Raw genomic sequence first — 16,664 nt, 5'->3', positions numbered from 1 at the left:
TAACTAAGAGGCGCAACTGAACATGCCAGAACAGGGCTGTCGTTTTGCTGAACGTAATAGCTGCTGGATAGGTAAATAAGTGTAATTAAAGTTGTTTAAGTACTGCGGCCCATTGCTGGATTTTCAGAGTGCCCATTGCCTCAAGTTTGCCGTTGGGCAATACCTTGACGAACAGTGCACTGCCATATTCGGCCGCTGCGGCATGGGGAAAGCCCAGGCTCGTCTGGAAGTCGCTCATGCAGGCGCTGTGGGTGATCAACATCAGGTTGCGACTCGGCTGTTTATGGCTGAGGATTTCCTCCGCCATGGCAGCCCCGCAAATGGCGAGCGGGCCCGGGGACAGCTCGGTCTTGCCGAACATGAACAGCGAGGTTTGGGCAGTGCGCGTGGTCGGGCTGCTCAGCACGTCGGTGGCCTCCATGCCCAATGAATCAAAGGCTTTGCCCAGTTCGGTCGCGCGTTGCGTGCCCTGGATCGTGAGGCCGCTGACAGGGCCGAAACAAGGATTTTTCGAGCGGTCGCAGCGTTCTTCATGACGCACCAGAACCACCAGGTCGCCCTGGCGCCAACTGGCGAGCACCCCGGAGGTGACCAGGCGATTGCCGACACCCAGGTCAAGCGGGGAAGAGGGCCACAATAGAAAACCTGTGAGCAGCAGGCCGATGACGCTGATGCCCAGCACAGGCAGGCGGTATTTTTTCAGGCGCTTCAACCTTGCCCATTTGGGTTTTGGATTGGCCAGGATCATGTCTGCCACGCTATTCACCCTCGGCCCTTTAGTTGTGCTTATAACCAGTGAAGTTAATGGGCGATCGCCCGTTGTGGAGCAGCAGCCTGTCACAGTGCTGCTGTCTTTTTGCTGAACATCCGCGTCGTAAAAAGTGTGAGTATTAGTAACTAACAAGTTGCGAGTTATCACCGCTGGGAGCGCACTTTAAAGTGTCGAGGATGGGCAGGCGGTGAAATCCATGTGAAAAATTTGCGTGGGCATGTCCCTCAGCCGTTATTCTCGTTGGCAGTCCTTCAAATGAGCGTTCCTATGTTGCAGGTACAAGGGGTTATCAAACACTACGCCACTCCCCAAGGTCCGCTGGCCGTGCTGGCCGGTGTCGACCTGTACCTGGGGGCGCGCAGCAGTCTGGCGCTGATGGGCGAGTCGGGCAGTGGCAAAAGCACCTTGCTGCACCTGGTGGCCGGCCTGGATCGGATCGACGGCGGCAGCATCCGCATTGGCGAGCAGCGCTTGGACCAGCTCAACGAAGGGCAACTGGCCCATTGGCGCCGTACCGAAATCGGCCTGGTGTTCCAGCAGTTCAACCTGATCGGCAGCTTGCGTGTGGAGGACAACCTGGCATTCCAGGCGCGCCTGGCGGGGCGCTTCGATCCGCATTGGCAGGCGCAGTTGGTGGAACGGCTGGGGCTGGGCGATTTGCTCAAGCGTTATCCGGAGCAACTGTCCGGCGGTCAGCAGCAGCGGGTGGCGGTAGGGCGGGCGCTGGCCTCGCGTCCGGGTTTGCTGTTGGCCGATGAGCCCACCGGCAACCTCGACGAAACCACCAGCGATGAGGTGCTGCAGTTGCTGTTGGATCTGCTGCAGGACAGCCCTACCAGCCTGTTGATGGTTACCCACAGCCCACGCCTGGCCGCACGCCTGGACCAGCAGGTGCTGCTGCACCATGGCCGTGTCGTACCGATGGACGCGCGCTGAGATGGCGGTGTTCTGCTGGGCGTTGCGTGCGTTGTTGAGCCACTGGCGACGCCATCCGGTGCAGTTTTTCAGCGTACTGACCGGCCTGTGGCTGGCTACCGCATTATTGACGGGCGTGCAGGCGCTCAACAGCCAGGCACGGGACGGCTATGCGCGCGCCAGCCAATTGATCGGCGGCGAACCGCAGGCCAGCTTGAGCGCACCGGACGGCGCCGCCTTCCCCCAAGCGTTGTTTGCGCAATTGCGCCGCGCCGGGTGGCCGGTGTCACCGGTGGTGCAGGGGCGGGTGGTACTCAAGGGGCATGAGGAGCAGCGGCTGCAATTGATGGGCATTGAGCCGGTATCGTTACCTGGCAGCGGCAGCGTGGCCGGGCAGCGCTTGAGCCAGGCACAGATGCTGGCGTTTTTCCAGGCGCCGGGGCGTACCTGGGTTGCCGCGCAAACCTTGGAGGCGCTCGGTTTGCACGCAGGCGAACAACCGCTGACGGCCAGCGGGCAGCGCTTGCCGCCGTTGCAGGTTCAGCCGGACATGGCCCCCGGTATGCTGCTTACCGATATCGGTTTTGCCCAACCCGTGCTGAACATGCAGGGGCGGCTGTCGCGCTTGCTGCTGGACAACGCCTTCGCCGCCCGCCATCCCCAAGCGCCCGTCGGGTTGCAACTCAAGCAGGGCGAGGACAACAACCTCTCACGTCTCACCGAAAGCTTTCATCTGAACCTCGACGCCTTGGGCTTTTTGTCCTTCGTGGTCGGGTTGTTTATCGTGCACGCAGCCATCGGCCTGGCCCTGGAACAACGGCGGGGTCTGTTGCGCACTTTGCGTGCCTGCGGGGTCAGTGCGCGAATGCTGATCCTGAGCCTGGGGGTCGAACTGGGCGTTCTGGCATTGCTGGGCGGTGTACTCGGGGTCGCCAGCGGTTACCTGCTGGCCAGCCTGTTGCTGCCGGACGTCGCCGCCAGCTTGCGCGGCCTGTACGGGGCCGAAGTGGCAGGTCAACTGAGCTTGAGCCCGGGGTGGTGGCTTGCAGGGCTGGGCTTGAGCCTGCTCGGCGCCTTGCTCGCAGGGGCCAGCAGCCTGTGGCGTGCGGCGCGTTTGCCGTTGCTGGCGCTGGCCAATGCACAAGCCTGGCATGAGGCCCACGGGCGCTGGTTGCGGCGCCAGGGTTGGGTGGCGGTTGCGGCGCTGCTCATTGCACTGCTGGCCCTGGAGTTGGGCAACAGCCTGGCCGCCGGATTCGTGCTGATGGCGGCCTTGCTGCTGGGCGCTGCACTGGGTTTGCCGGTGTTGCTCAATGCGCTGTTGAACGGCGTGCTGGGGCGCAGTCGTTCGGTACTGGGCCAGTGGTTCCTCGCCGACTGTCGCCAGCAACTGCCAGCCTTGAGCCTGGCACTCATGGCGCTGTTGCTGGCCCTGGCGGCCAATATTGGCGCAGGCTCCATGACCTCGGGTTTTCGCCAGACCTTCAACCACTGGCTGGAACAACGCCTGACCGCCGAGCTTTACCTCAACCCGCAAAATCCGGCTCAGGCGCAGCAACTGCACACATGGTTGGCACAGCAGCCGTTGGTGCAGGCGGTGCTGCCCAGCTGGCAGGTCGCGGTGCAGTTGCAAGGCTGGCCGGCGGAGCTGTTTGGTGTGGTCGACAACCCCACCTATCGTCAGCACTGGCCGTTGCTGGAGGCGACGAGCACACCCTGGGACCGCTTGCTGCAAGACGATAGCGTGATGCTCAGCGAGCAGTTGGCGCGGCGCTTGAACGTGCGCCTGGGCGACAGGGTTCAAGTCCCCACCCCGCAGGGCACATGGGCACCGGAAATCGTCGGAATCTACGCCGACTATGGCAACCCCAAGGGCCATCTGCTGGTCAACGCCAAGCACCTGTTGGCTCATTGGCCGACGCTGTCACCGGTGCGATTCAACCTGCGCGTGGCGCCCCAGGATGTGCAGCCGCTGGTGGGTGAAGTGCAGCGCGAGTTTGCCCTGGAAGACAGCCGTATCGTCGATCAACAACAACTCAAGGGGTGGTCCAGCCAGGTCTTCGAACGCACCTTCGCCGCCACTGCTGCGTTGAACAGTCTGACCCTGGGCGTGGCGGGCGTGGCATTGTTCATCAGCCTGCTGACCCAGAGCCAGAGTCGCCTCGGGCAACTTGCGCCGTTGTGGGCGCTGGGGGTGACACGCCGCCAACTGATGCTGCTCAACCTTGGCCAGACCTGGCTGCTGGCGGTACTGACGCTGGTCCTTGCGTTGCCGTTGGGGCTGTTGCTGGCGTGGTGCCTGGATGCGGTGATCAACGTCCAGGCGTTCGGCTGGCGCCTGCCGTTGCAGGTATTCCCCGGGCAGCTTGCGCAGTTGATGGGGCTGGCGTTGCTTGCGACATTGCTGGCCTCGGCCTGGCCGCTATGGCAGCTCTACCGCAGCCGCCCGGCGGATTTGTTGAGGACCTTTGCAAATGAAGATTAAAGCGTTGGCGTGGGGGGTGTTGCTGCTGCTGTTGAGTGCCTGTGACAAGCCGCCTGCACCCGAGGAAAGCTTCGCCGGGCTGGGCAGCGATGCGGCGGAATTTGCCCAAGTGGTCCCCGGCAAAGTCTTCAGCTTCCCCGAAGATCACGGCCCGCACCCAGGCTTTCGCATCGAATGGTGGTACGTCACCGCCAACCTCAAGGATGCCCAGGGCAATGTGTTCGGCGTGCAATGGACCTTGTTTCGCAACGCCGTGAATGCCGGGCCGATGCAGCAAGGCTGGCGCGACTCCACCATCTGGCTCGGCCACGCCGCCGTCACCAGCGCCACCCACCACTACGCCGCCGAACGCTTCGCCCGTGGTGGTGTCGGCCAGGCCGGAGCGCAAGCGTTGCCGTTCAACGCCTGGATCGACGATTGGAACTTCGCCACCCGCCCAGGCGCCACTAGCGCTCTGGCCGATATGCAACTCAAGGCCAGTGGCGGGCAATTCGCCTACGACCTGCAACTGACCTCCAGCCGCCCGTTGGTGCTGCAAGGCGACAACGGCTACAGCCGCAAATCCGACCAGGGCCAGGCGTCGTACTACTACAGCCAGCCGTTTTTCACTGCCACCGGCAGCATCAGTATCGACGGCCAGACGTACGAAGTCAGCGGCCCGGCCTGGCTCGACCGCGAATGGAGCAGCCAACCCCTGGCCGCCAGCCAGACCGGCTGGGACTGGTTCTCCCTGCACCTGGACCGGGGCGCGCAACTGATGCTGTTTCGCGTGCGAGACAAAGACGGCGGTGGGTACCTCACCGGAACCTGGATCGACGCCCAGGGCCGCACCGAGACCCTGCACAACGCAGATATTCAACTGGCGCCGCTGACCAGAACCGAGATTGACGGGCGCAGCATTCCCACGCGCTGGTCGCTGAAGATCCCCGGCAAACACCTGGACATCACCACCGAGGCGGTCAATCCGCAAGCGTGGATGAACCTGGGGATTCCCTACTGGGAAGGGCCGGTGAAGTTCGAGGGTGGGGTGGGGTATTTGGAGATGACGGGGTATTAGGGCGTCTTCCGTAGGCGCTTATCTTTTGCTGTGTAGGCAACTTCCCAAACGTATTGTTTGACCCCCGCCTGCTTGTGTCCGGGCTGTAGGCGCTTGCTTATATTTCGATGCCATCTTCATGGCATTCGAGATGTAAGGCATGGCGCAGGCATACCTCAACGACCGCACCACGGACTACCTCAGTTTGAAGTCCAGGCTAATGGGTGGGGCGTTGAATCGGCAGCGCTCTGATCATTTCGATGTGTTGAATCGGCACCTGCGCCATAAGCTGGTGACGCCAGGACAGTTGGTGATTATTCCTGATAATTACAGCGTAACTTGCAGTGCCGAAGAAGCCTGGTTGATGCGCTATGCCGAAGAAATTCGCCGGGGACTGGCACTGGATGCGTCGGCTGGGCCAGCAGTGATCAATGACTATGACCTGCTGCAGAGCCTGTTGGGGTATGGCTCGATAGGCGTGGGGAGTGCGACATCTGCGTGGGGGCGACATCTGGATGAGGTGGTGCTTACGCTCGAGTCGATTGAACAGTTACATCAGCGGTTGAAAGGGGGTGGCTTGGACCGGGTTGAGTTTGTTCGACAACGGCAGATGCTGTTCGGGAACCTGGATAGGCAACTGCAAGGTGCAGCGCGGTTTGGGACAGGGCTGAGGGGGAATCAGTCATTGAAAAAGGTGCTTGGCGTTTCAACCAAGAGCTACCTGCATAAAGGCGAAATAGCAGGGTATGCACAGCGGATCGGGGCAGTTGCGCAGGCTTCGAAATGGCTGGGGAATGGGACTTATGTAGGGCTGGCGATGGATGTAGGCGTGGCGGGTTTGGAAATCAGGGAGGCGTGTGTGGTGGGAAGGGAGGTGCAATGCAAAAGAGCGAAATATGTGGAGACGGGGAGGTTGGTGGGTGGGGTGGTAGGGGCTGCTGGCGCAGGGGGGCTTGGTGCTGAGTTAACACGCCGTGCATGCAACATTTTTCTAGGTGTCGCGACGAGAGGAACCGGTGCTCTGACCTGCGCAATAATTGGGGGGGCGATGGCAGGGTATCTAGGAGGTAAGAAGGGCGGGGATGGTGGGGCGTTCCTGGGTGGAAAAATTGTAGAGAACAACGGTGATTTGATATTCCAGCCAGGGGGGGCTTGAGCATGGATTTTTTTCTCGCCTATACCGCTGTGATGATTATCGGGACGTTTGTGGTTTTGGGACTGATACTTTTTTTCGAACGAACAAAACTCGATGAGTTGGAAGGTTACTTCAGTGAAAACCCGCAGGTCCGTAAACATCGGCAACGCTGGGGACGAAACCAGCGGTTTATCAGATTTCATCGTATGTGTCTGATGATTGATATCCTTCGCGCGCCAGAAAGCTCCGTGAAAGAAGGCTTTATGACTGAGGCAGAGTCAGCCGCCATTCCGTCAGCGCTCAGGCGTTGGGCTGTATGGCCTTATCGCCTTGCGATGATTTGGGCTATCAGTTGGGGCTATTGGTGCACCTGGCTTTAGAGGTGCTCGCTTCCACGACCTGAATACCATGGTTCACATTTTAAAAAAAATACTGTTCATGCGTACAGTATTGTCCTACAGTCCATCCTAGGTGACCGGATGTCACCGGTCACCTGAGCTTCAATTTTTTAACTATGGATGGATAAAAAATGAAATCGAAAAAAGCCCTTATGCTAGGCGCGGCCATGATGGCCTCCTGCTTTGTTTCGGCCTTTGCCCTGGCCGAGCAAACCCCTCCCAAGCTCAGTGCGCAGACGGTCAAGCAGGCCGTGGACAAAGCGTTGAAACAAGGTGGCACAGTGGAGAAGGCCATTGTCTCGGACGCACTCAAGCAAAAGCTCGATGCAGCCAAGGCCGGCAAGCCCAAGGTGTCAGCCGGCAAGGCAATTGCCAGTAATGCGGTGGTTGATGCCAAGGTAGGCGAGTTGGTAAAGCCCGATCAGGCGAAACTCAAGGAAGCGGCGGTTGCTGCCTTCACTCCGCTGTTTCCAACTCTGGATATCAACACCCTTTACACGCTGACCGGGGTGGAGACCGGCGCGCAGATCGCCTACCACTTCAACCTGCCGAAGAATGCGCGAATTCAGGTGCAGTTGTTGAACCAGAGTGTCGGCACCGACATGTCGCTGACCCTGTTCCACGATGACGGGCAGGGTAATCTGACCCCGTTGGGCACGTCTGATAACGCCGGCAATGCCGATGAGTACCTCAACGGTGTATTGCCGGCCGGTGACTACTACTGGTTCATGGTGGCCAATGCCGCGAGCAACTCGCAGTTCAGCTTCGGCGTGGCGGTAGACAGCAACATTGATGCCTACGAGCCCAACGATACCGAGCAAACCGCATTTGCCCTGCCGGATGCGCTGAATCAGGTGACCGGTAACCTCGACAGCGTCAATGATGTGGATTACTTCTCCTTCACGTCGCTGCGTGGCCAGGGTGTCGGCATGTTTCTGGGTGATGATGGTGCGGGTACGCGCAACCAGTGGATCTTCGAGCGTTTCGACGGTAATAACTGGGTAGTGATTCAGCCGGATTCCACCTCCACCTATCCGAACCTGACGCCGGGCTACACGGTCAAGGTACGTGTGCGGGCGAACCCGGCGGTGGCGTTGAACCCTCAGGCGCAGTACAAGTTGACCCTGGGTTCGGCGCCTCGCTTGAACCAGCACAACGTGAACGGCGATAACGTAGTGCGCATTCCCAGCTCGATCTTCCAGCTGGCCACCCAGGCAGCCCGCAATCTGAGCTGGAGCACCCAATGGTCGGACAGCACCGGTGAGCCATTGCGCGGGGTCACCCCAGTGCTGCGGGTCGACAAGCACTTTGGTGCAACTTACAACTGGGTCAACTATGAGGCCAAGACCGGCATCACGGGTGCAGCTTCGGGCAATGTCGCCTTGGGCACTTGCTCCGGCGACTATAAAGTGCGGTACCCGGACAGCGCGTCGGGCCAGACCTACAACTGGGAAACCTGGTTCAACGAAGGTGGCTGGCGCATCGAGCTCAAGGAGTTTCCGGGTGTGGGCGTAGGCGGCAATATCACCCAATACGTCAGCCTGGGCCACATTTGCAACCAGACCATCGTGCGCTGATTGATCTAGGAATGTGAAGCAGGGGGCAGTCCATCTGGGCTGCTCCCTTTTTTTGTGGCCGGCTCCCAATGCAGCGTGCCAAACAGGTAATCCATCAACGGCAACACGATATTGAAATTGCGCCCCTGCATCAGCTCGCGACGGTGATGCAGGGCGTGCAGGCGATGCATTTGGCGAATCCACGGCAGGCGCGCCACCGGGTGTTCAGCGGGCAAGTGTTCGCAGGCGTGGAACACCTCGTAGAGCAGGTAGCCGAGGATCATGCACCCGGCAAACAACCCCGCCACGTTGGGGTTCAGTTGCTTGAGCAGCCACCAGCCGGGAAGGGTGATGGCCAGGCTGTGCAGTACGATCAGCCAGGCGGGGAACAGGATGACGCGCCAGTCACGCGGGCTGTCGTAGGTCATGTGGCCGGGCGTGAAGAAATTGTGGTGATCGCCGGTGTGGCGCGCGTAGAACAGCCGGGCGAATGAGTGTTTGTGATGGCCGAGATGACGGTGCACGAGGTAGATGCACAGGTTGAAGAACACCAGCGTCAAGGGCACCGTCAGCCACTGCAGGGCGGTGATCTGTGCGGTGGAGGACCAGGCCAGGGTGATACAGGTGATGCCGTAGCCGAGGACGAACGCGGCGTGTAGCCAGGGGTTGTAATGGCGACTCACGTTGGCGCGGTAGCGGCTGCGGAACGTTTCGGTGAGATGGGGCATGGCGGGCTGCTCGCTGTTTTTGTTCGAGATTGAGCTTAGTGGGTGGGGAGGAATGTGCGAGCTTTTACTGGGGGCATGGGTATTTACACAACTTTGGCGTTACGCCGGACCTGTGGGAGGGGGCTTGCTCCCGATGGCGGCCTCGGGGCCGACCAGGATGCTGGATCAGACCGAGTACATATCCGTTATTTGGGTAACGGCTGATATTGGTTCCGCTTTTACAGCGGGTCACTTTTGAAAAAAGCGCAAAAGTAACCCAAACGCTCTTGCCCCACCACTCGGCACCTCGCCTGGGCTCGGTGTGCCCGTAATCCGCCATGGATTTGGGGGGCCGCCGCCACGCGCCATCCATGGCGCGGGGCGGCTAAACCGGCATCCCTGCCGGTTTACCCCCCAAATCCCTGTCGAATTCCGGCCAGCGTGGTTTGACGGGGCGCCTAAGATCAAAAGCAGATCAAGATCAAGAGCGGCTCGCTTCGCATCGTGGTTACCGTCGGTTGCTATCAAGTTGTGCAGATACCTATGCTCATCGGGGTGTAGCCCTCCCACAGTTTTAATCGGCGGTGAACTTGAAAATGGTGTTCTGGATATAGGTTTGCCCTGGATTCAAGCGAGTTGAGGCAAAGCCGGGTTGGTTAGGCGCATCCGGAAAATGCTGGGTCTCCAGGGTAAACCCGCTCCAGTGCTGGTACGTCTTGCCACCTTTGCCCTTCACCGAACCATCCAGGAAGTTGCTGGTGTAGAACTGCACCCCAGGCTCACTGGTGTAAAGCTGCAAGCGCCGCCCCGACTCAGGGTCATGCACCTGGGCAGCAAGCTGCTTCACATCACCTTTGGTATCCAAGGCCCAGTTAAAGTCGAACCCGCCTTGTTTCGGCTCGGCAAATTTGAGCTGCGGATGGTCCGCCTTGATGTGCTGGCCAATAGGCGTGGGCTTGAGGAAGTCCATCGGTGTGCCCTTGACCGGAGCCAGCTCACCGGTGGGGATCAAGGTGGCATTCACCGGCGTGTAGTGGCTGGCGTGCAAGGTGGCGACCTGCTTGAGAATGTCGCCGTTACCCGCGCCGGCGAGGTTGAAGTAGCTGTGATTGGTGAGGTTGAGTACCGTCGGTTTGTCGGTGGTGGCCTTGTAGTCGATGTGCAGTTCGTTCTTGTCGTTGAGGCGGTAAGTGACTTCGGTCTTCAGGTTGCCGGGGAAACCCATTTCACCGTCCTTGGACAGGTAGGTGAGGGTGACGCCCACCGAATCCTTGTCCTTGACGGGCTCGGCGTGCCACACCTGTTTGTCGAAGCCCTGGGCGCCGCCATGCAGCGAGTTGGGGCCGTCGTTGAGCGGCACCTGGTAGCGTTTGCCGTCGAGTTCAAAGGCACCGCCGGCCAGGCGGTTGCCGAAGCGGCCGATGGTTGCGCCGAAAAATGCAGTACCGCCTTGATAGCCTTGCACATCATCGAAACCCAGCACTACGTCGTCGAGCTTGCCGTTTTTGTCAGGCACCTTCAGCGACTGCAATACACCGCCGTAGGTAATTACCGTGGCTTGCATGCCATGGCTGTTGCGCAACACGTACTGTTCGACGGCGGTGCCGTCATTGGTTTTACCGAAAGGCTTGTGCTCGCTGGTAAGGCCGGCGGAGTGAGCGCCGCCGCTGGCGATCAGCATGGACAGCGCCAGACCGGACAACAGGTATCGAGGGTGCTTCATGTCGAACTTCCTTTTGTTGTTTTTGGGTTGAATAGTTCTACTAATGTGAGATATTTCACCGGTTATCCAGCAGATTTATAGCCTTTAACGCCGATTTCGTAAAATAAAATAAGACTAATTGATCGAGGCACTACGTTATGAGTACTGAACACGCCATTTATCCCGACCTCAAGGGCAAGAGCGTATTGATCTCCGGCGGGGCGTCAGGGATTGGCGAATTCATGGTGCGGGCCTTTGCCGCCCAGGGTGCCAAAGTGGCGTTTGTGGATCGCGCGCAAAGCCAGGGTGAACGCTTGGCGGCACTGCTGAACTCTAAGGGCCACACCGTCGAGTTCGAGTGCTGCGATATCACCGATGAGATTGGCTACGGTGCGGCAATCCGGCGCTTCGAGCATTCCCTCGGGCCGATCACGGTGCTGGTCAACAATGCGGCAAATGATGTGCGCCACAGCCTGGAAGAAATCGACTCGCAAATGTTTGACCGGTTGATCGCTGTCAACCTCAAGCACGCCTTCTTTGCCGCAAAGGCGGTGGTGCCAATGATGAAAGAGGCGGGTGGCGGCTCGATCATCAACCTGGGCTCGGTCGGCTGGATGATGGCTTCTGCCGGCTACCCGGTGTACGCCGCCAGCAAGGCTGCCGCCCACGGCATGACCCGAGGCCTGGCACGGGAGCTGGGGCCGAGCCATATCCGCGTCAACACACTGGTGCCGGGCTGGGTGATGACGGAAAAACAATTGGCCATGTGGGTGGATGATGCGGCTCGGGAGTTGATCGCCCGTAGCCAGTGCCTGCCTGGCAGTGTGATGCCGGAACACATCGCCAATATGGCCCTGTTTCTGGCCTCGGATGCCTCGGCGATGTGTTCGGCGCAAAACTTTATCGTTGACGGCGGCTGGGTGTAGAAACGCGGTTCCAAAAAATTGTGAAGATCGCGAGTGGGAGGGGGCTTGCCCCCGATAGCGGTGGGTCAACCCACATCAATGTTCGCTGGGCCGACGTCATCGCAGGCAAGCCAGCTCCCACATTTAGATCCTGGGGTGTCAGGTAGAGAGGCGCCGGCTGTCAGGCCGTCACGGGGGCGAGCCCCCTCCCACATATGAACTGCGATGCTTAGGCGATTGGATAGCGTTTGAACGCCGGGTGCTGTTCCAGGCGTTCAGCATGGCGCTTCAGGTTGGGGAACGCATCCGCCTTCACCACCGACGCCACGGTGAACTGGCTGAACGACCAGGCGACCGCTGCTGTAATGGATGCCTGGGTCAGCGCTTCACTGTCTGCCAGTTGCTTGTCCAGCAGGGCATAGGCCGCCAGCAATTGCCCACTGACGCGTTCGATCCACGGTGCATGTAACTTTTCGGCTGGGCGCAGGTTGTGTTCATAGACGATCTGCACACTCTTTTCACAGGCGGCAAGAGCCAGTCCGAGCAGTTGCAGGTCGTGGGCGCGTGCTGCCGGTTGTTGGGGCAGCAGCTTCTTGTCAGCCGGTGCCAGTGCTTCCAGGTAATCGAGGATCAGGCTCGAATCCATCAGCACCGTCCCGTCGTCCAACACCAGGGAGGGGGCTTTGACCACGGGGTTGATCTGGGCAAATTGCGCGTAGGTGCTGAACACCGACAGCGGTTCATGCACAAAATCCATGCCGTACAAGTCCAGGGAAATCGCCACGCGGCGTACGTAGGGCGAGTCCAGCATTCCGACCAGTTTCATGCAGCCTCCATTGCTTTCGCGGTGTGATTGGCTGACGAGATTAAGGCTTCATGATCAGGGTGCGCAATGCTTGAAGGGGCGGTCGCTACATTGAACTGCGGGCCGCCCCGGGCGGTTGCCCGGTGATGCGCTTGAAGGCGCGGCTGAACGCTGCCTGGGAGGTGTAGCCAAGGCGTTGCGCGACGGTTTCGATGGGCATGCGCTCCAGGCTCAGCCACTGCGTGGCCAGGCGCATGCGCAGTTCCGTAGCGTAGCGCAACGGCGGTATACCGAGAGTGGCCTGGAAGCGATCGGCAAATACCGAGCGCGAGGTATGGCAGTGCGCAGCCAGCTCCGCCACGCTCCAGTCGCGGCCCGGTTGCTGGTGCAGAGCGAGGAGGGCGCGGGCCAGGCGCGGGTCGCGCAACGCTGCCACCAGGCCCGAGGCGTTGCCACAGGCGCATTCGACCCAGCCGCGTACGATCATCGCCGCCACCACATCGGCCAGGCGCGCCAGGATGCCGGCAAAGCCGATGCGGGCCGTGGAGACTTCCCGTTCCATCACCGCCAGGATCGGCATCAGGCCGGGGTAACGCTGGCCCCCTGCATCGATCAGCATCAGCGCCGGCATCAGGTTGCCGAGCCCCTGGATACTGCCAAGTTCGAACTCCATGCAGGCACTGAACAGCAAGGTGCTGGGCGTCGCATTAGGGGAGGCATCCACGGCGCAGACCGCATCCCCCAACGGGGCACTGTCGAAATCGCCGATATCGTGCACACCGGCGCTCGCATCGGATAACAGTGCATGCGCGCCACCATGGGCAATGAATACCGCATTGCCCGCCGACAGCTCGAAAAGGTTGCCGTCCTCGCCGCGCAAGGTCGCATGGCCGGCCGCGAGAAAGTGGAAATAGGCGTGGCCGGGCTTGGCGTCAAAGCCCATGCCGAAGCTCGGCCCGGCCTGGATGCGGCGGTACTGCACGCCCCGCAGGCGCATGCCGCGCAGCAGCTCATTGATCAGGTCGGAAGACAGGGTAAAAGCATGCGCGGCAGTCATGTTCGGGGTTTCGGTCAAAAACTCAAGGGTTTGCATCATAGATCATCCTGGCTGGCAAACCTAGACTGGCCGCCTTGCCAATGATCCGAGGATGACCTGTGATGAATGACAATGCAGCCCAAGCCCCTGCCGGGATTGTGACGGAGCCGGCCTGGCTGGCGGTGTTTTCTTTGGCGATGGGGGTGTTCGGCTTGCTGACGGCGGAGTACCTGCCGGCCAGTTTGTTGACCCCCATGGCCTTGGACCTGGGTGTCTCGGAGGCGCTCGCCGGCCAGGCCGTGACGGTGACGGCAGTGGTGGCGTTGTTTGCCGGTTTGCTGGTGCCCGGCCTGACCCGAAGCATCGACCGGCGCGTGGTGCTGCTGGGGTTCTCCACGCTGATGATCGCCTCCAACCTGCTGGTGGCGTTGTCTTCCAGCCTGGCCGTGCTGTTGTTGATGCGCATCCTGCTGGGCATCGCCCTGGGCGGTTTCTGGAGCATGGCGGCGGCAGTGGCCATGCGTCTGGTGCCGGCGGCTTCCCTGCCACGGGCGCTGTCGATCATCTTCAGCGGAATTGCGGCGGGTACCGTGGTCGCCGTGCCGCTGGGCAGCTACTTGGGTGGCCTGTACGGCTGGCGCAGTGCGTTTATCGCGGCGGCTGCAGTAGGTGCGGTGACCCTGGCGTTCCAGGCGTTCACCCTGCCGCGCCTGGTGCCCAATGGTACCGCGCGCCTGCGTACCGTGCTGGAAGTGCTGCTGCGCCCGGGTATCGCCATGGGCATGTTCGGTTGCGTGCTGGTACATACCGCGCATTTCGCATTGTTCACCTATATTCGCCCGTTCCTGGAAAGCACCACCGGCGTCGATACCCAAGGGCTGGCCCTGATGCTGCTGGGCTTCGGCGTGGCGAATTTCGTCGGCACCTTGCTCGCCGGTTGGCTGCTGGTGCGCCACCCGCGTGGGACGTTGGTGTTGATGCCGGTGCTGGTAGGCATTGCGGCGCTGGCCCTGGTCTGGCTGCCGGTGTCATTGCCGGGCCAGGCGTTGCTCCTGGCGCTGTGGGGCATGGCGTTCGGCGGCGTACCGGTGGCATGGTCCAATTGGGTCGCCCGTGCCGTGCCGGACCAGGCCGAAAGTGCCGGCGGCATGGTGGTCGCTTCGGTGCAGTCGGCGATTGCCGCAGGGGCTGCCGGTGGCGGGTTGATGTTCAGCGTCAGCGGCATTGGTGGGGTATTTGTGGGTGCGGGTGTATTGATGTTGCTCGCGGCCTTGCTTATCGCCCTGCGCGTACAGGTGCCTCGACAAGACCGGGATGCCGGTGTGACGCACCACCCGTCTTTGGTTTAGTCTGGAACGCTTCGTTGATCACAATCCCTGAGGAGCAGTGGCATGGCTGACTATCTACCCCCAAAGGTCTGGACCTGGGACACCGAGAGCGGCGGCACCTTCGCCAGTATCAACCGGCCCATCGCGGGTGCTACCCACGATAAAGAGCTGCCGATCGGCAAGCATCCGCTGCAGCTGTATTCCCTGGCCACGCCCAACGGGCAGAAGGTCACGATCCTGCTTGAAGAGTTGCTGGCCCTCGGGCACACCGGCGCCGAATACGACGCCTGGCTGATCAAGATCGGCGACGGCGACCAGTTCGGCAGTGGCTTCGTGGCGGTGAACCCGAATTCGAAGATTCCGGCCCTGATGGACCGCAGTGGTGCCACGCCGATTCGGGTATTCGAGTCCGGCGCGATCCTGCAGTACCTGGCCGAGAAATTCGGCGCGTTCTTGCCCAGCGAGCCTGCGGCCCGGGCTGAATGCCTGTCGTGGTTGTTCTGGCAGATGGGCAGCGCGCCTTACCTGGGCGGAGGTTTCGGACATTTCTATGCCTATGCGCCGAGCAAGATGGAGTACCCGATCAACCGCTTTGCCATGGAAGCCAAGCGCCAACTGGACGTGCTGGACAAGCGCCTGGCGGTGAGCGAGTACATCGCCGGCGATGAGTACACCATTGCCGATATCGCCATCTGGCCCTGGTACGGCGGGCTGGTCAAAGGCCGCTTGTACGGCGACTCGGCGGAGTTTCTCTCGGTGCATGAATACAAACACGTGCTGCGCTGGGCCGACGCAATTGACGCCCGGCCGGCGGTGCAGCGCGGCCGGCGGGTGAACAGAGTGTCGGGTGAGGAGCAGTTGCCCGAACGGCATGACGCGAGTGACCTGGACTGATTCAGATCCAGTGTGGGAGGGGGCTTGCCCTCCCACATTTGGATCTCCTTAGCTTCGGTTTACTTGTAGCGCTGTTCGAATACCGCCACCTGCTCAGGCGTGATCAGTTCAAACGGCACCCACACTTCGGCTTCAATCGGTTCGCCCTTGATCATTTTGATCGCCGCTTGCACCGCCTGGGTCGCCTGGGCCTTGGGGTCCTGGAACACTGAGGCAGCAAGCAGCCCACGCTTGATCGCCGCCAAACCATCGGGCAAACCGTCGATGCCGACGATCGCAATCTGGCCCTTGGCCTTGCCCGCTTGCTGCAATGCCATGGCCGCACCGATTGCCATTTCATCGTTGTTGGCCACGATCGCATCAAACTGCGTGCCTGCCAGCAGCCAGTTGCTGGTCAGGTCCATGCCTTTGTTGCGTTGCCACTCGGCGCTTTGCTGCTCGACGATCTTGATACCGGGAAAGTCCTTGAGCACCTGCCTGGCGCCCTCGGTGCGGTCGTGGGTGGCGTTCTGCGCAAGGTCGCCCATGATGATCGCCACGTTGCCCTGGCCGCCGAGTTTTTCCGCGAGGTAGCGCATCTGCAATTGCCCAGCCTCGATGTCGTTGGACGCCACCGTAACCACGCCCTTTGGCAGCGTGCGTTCATCCGGGTGGCGGTTGACGTACACCAGTGGCGTCTTGGCCGCCACGGCGGCGCGGGTGATATTGGCAGTGGCGGCGGTGTCGACCGGCAGCACGATCACCGCGTCGACTTTCTGGTTGAGAAACCCCTCTACTTGATTGAGCTGGCGCACCACATCGCCCTGGGCGTCTTCGAACTGGATCTGCACGTCCTGCTGTTTCGCTGCCGCCTCCAGGCCGCTACGCACATAGGTCATGAAGTTATCGTCAACCCGGGCAATGCTCACGCCGATGCGATAGGCGGCGAAGGTCCATTGGCTGAACAGCAACAGCAGCGCGGCCACTAGCAATGAATAACGATGCATAAGT

General features: G+C 60.8%; 15 protein-coding genes. 9 read left to right on the top strand and 6 right to left on the bottom strand.

The window, feature by feature from the left end; genetic code table 11:
- Nucleotides 1–85: 85 nt before the first annotated feature.
- On the bottom strand, nt 86–766 hold the full coding sequence (locus E4P01_RS27150) for a histidine phosphatase family protein (RefSeq protein ID WP_216091777.1): 681 nt from the start codon (nt 764–766) through the stop codon (nt 86–88).
- A gap of 273 nt (nt 767–1,039) precedes the next feature.
- Between E4P01_RS27150 and E4P01_RS27145 the strand changes: the two genes are divergently transcribed.
- From E4P01_RS27145 to E4P01_RS27120, 6 genes are all read left to right on the top strand, one after another.
- Nucleotides 1,040–1,708 (top strand): ABC transporter ATP-binding protein, encoded by a 669-nt coding sequence (locus E4P01_RS27145; RefSeq protein WP_216091776.1) that lies wholly within the window; start codon nt 1,040–1,042, stop codon nt 1,706–1,708.
- A gap of 1 nt (nt 1,709) precedes the next feature.
- Nucleotides 1,710–4,172: an FtsX-like permease family protein gene (locus E4P01_RS27140; protein ID WP_216092179.1), complete on the top strand. Its 2,463-nt coding sequence runs from the start codon at nt 1,710–1,712 to the stop codon at nt 4,170–4,172.
- On the top strand, nt 4,162–5,229 hold the full coding sequence (locus E4P01_RS27135; RefSeq protein ID WP_216091775.1) for a lipocalin-like domain-containing protein: 1,068 nt from the start codon (nt 4,162–4,164) through the stop codon (nt 5,227–5,229). The genes E4P01_RS27140 and E4P01_RS27135 overlap by 11 nt, the downstream gene beginning before the upstream one ends.
- 139 nt (nt 5,230–5,368) lie before the next feature.
- Nucleotides 5,369–6,364, top strand: coding sequence for a hypothetical protein (locus E4P01_RS27130; RefSeq protein WP_216091774.1), 996 nt, complete (start codon nt 5,369–5,371; stop codon nt 6,362–6,364).
- A 2-nt stretch (nt 6,365–6,366) separates the two neighbouring features.
- The gene (locus tag E4P01_RS27125; protein ID WP_078821772.1) at nt 6,367–6,723 is read left to right on the top strand and encodes a hypothetical protein; all 357 of its coding nucleotides are present in this window, start codon (nt 6,367–6,369) and stop codon (nt 6,721–6,723) included.
- Between the two features lie 149 nt (nt 6,724–6,872).
- The gene (locus tag E4P01_RS27120) at nt 6,873–8,318 is read left to right on the top strand and encodes an acid shock protein (protein WP_216091773.1); all 1,446 of its coding nucleotides are present in this window, start codon (nt 6,873–6,875) and stop codon (nt 8,316–8,318) included.
- 5 nt (nt 8,319–8,323) lie between these two features.
- Here E4P01_RS27120 and E4P01_RS27115 read toward each other — a convergent pair whose 3' ends face one another.
- Together E4P01_RS27115 and E4P01_RS27110 are read right to left on the bottom strand one after the other, a co-directional pair.
- Entirely contained in the window at nt 8,324–9,025 is a 702-nt protein-coding gene (locus tag E4P01_RS27115) for a sterol desaturase family protein (RefSeq protein WP_216091772.1), read from the bottom strand.
- Between the two features lie 553 nt (nt 9,026–9,578).
- A complete protein-coding gene (locus tag E4P01_RS27110; RefSeq protein WP_148853572.1) occupies nt 9,579–10,727 on the bottom strand; it encodes an aldose epimerase family protein in 1,149 nt (382 codons plus the stop codon).
- 137 nt (nt 10,728–10,864) lie between these two features.
- On the opposite strand from E4P01_RS27110, the gene E4P01_RS27105 reads away from it, so the two are divergent.
- Nucleotides 10,865–11,632: an SDR family oxidoreductase gene (locus E4P01_RS27105; protein ID WP_032880421.1), complete on the top strand. Its 768-nt coding sequence runs from the start codon at nt 10,865–10,867 to the stop codon at nt 11,630–11,632.
- A 208-nt stretch (nt 11,633–11,840) separates the two neighbouring features.
- On the opposite strand, the gene E4P01_RS27100 is transcribed toward E4P01_RS27105, so the two are convergent.
- Together E4P01_RS27100 and E4P01_RS27095 are read right to left on the bottom strand one after the other, a co-directional pair.
- Nucleotides 11,841–12,437: a glutathione S-transferase family protein gene (locus E4P01_RS27100; protein WP_078821768.1), complete on the bottom strand. Its 597-nt coding sequence runs from the start codon at nt 12,435–12,437 to the stop codon at nt 11,841–11,843.
- A gap of 85 nt (nt 12,438–12,522) precedes the next feature.
- Nucleotides 12,523–13,509, bottom strand: coding sequence for an AraC family transcriptional regulator (locus E4P01_RS27095; RefSeq protein ID WP_216092178.1), 987 nt, complete (start codon nt 13,507–13,509; stop codon nt 12,523–12,525).
- A 65-nt stretch (nt 13,510–13,574) separates the two neighbouring features.
- Between E4P01_RS27095 and E4P01_RS27090 the strand changes: the two genes are divergently transcribed.
- Entirely contained in the window at nt 13,575–14,801 is a 1,227-nt protein-coding gene (locus E4P01_RS27090) for an MFS transporter (RefSeq protein WP_078821767.1), read from the top strand.
- 42 nt (nt 14,802–14,843) lie between these two features.
- On the top strand, nt 14,844–15,674 hold the full coding sequence (yghU, locus tag E4P01_RS27085; RefSeq protein ID WP_046072168.1) for a glutathione-dependent disulfide-bond oxidoreductase: 831 nt from the start codon (nt 14,844–14,846) through the stop codon (nt 15,672–15,674).
- Nucleotides 15,675–15,733: 59 nt separating this feature from the next.
- Here yghU and E4P01_RS27080 read toward each other — a convergent pair whose 3' ends face one another.
- The gene (locus E4P01_RS27080) at nt 15,734–16,660 is read right to left on the bottom strand and encodes a sugar ABC transporter substrate-binding protein (protein WP_216091771.1); all 927 of its coding nucleotides are present in this window, start codon (nt 16,658–16,660) and stop codon (nt 15,734–15,736) included.
- Between the last annotated feature and the right edge of the window lie 4 nt (nt 16,661–16,664).

It is taken from the genome of Pseudomonas sp. NCIMB 10586 (genome assembly GCF_023127895.1).
Taxonomy (GTDB): Bacteria; Pseudomonadota; Gammaproteobacteria; order Pseudomonadales; family Pseudomonadaceae; genus Aquipseudomonas; species Aquipseudomonas synxantha_A.
Note: the sequence above shows the minus strand (reverse complement) of the source record. Positions and strands in the feature narration are given on the sequence as shown.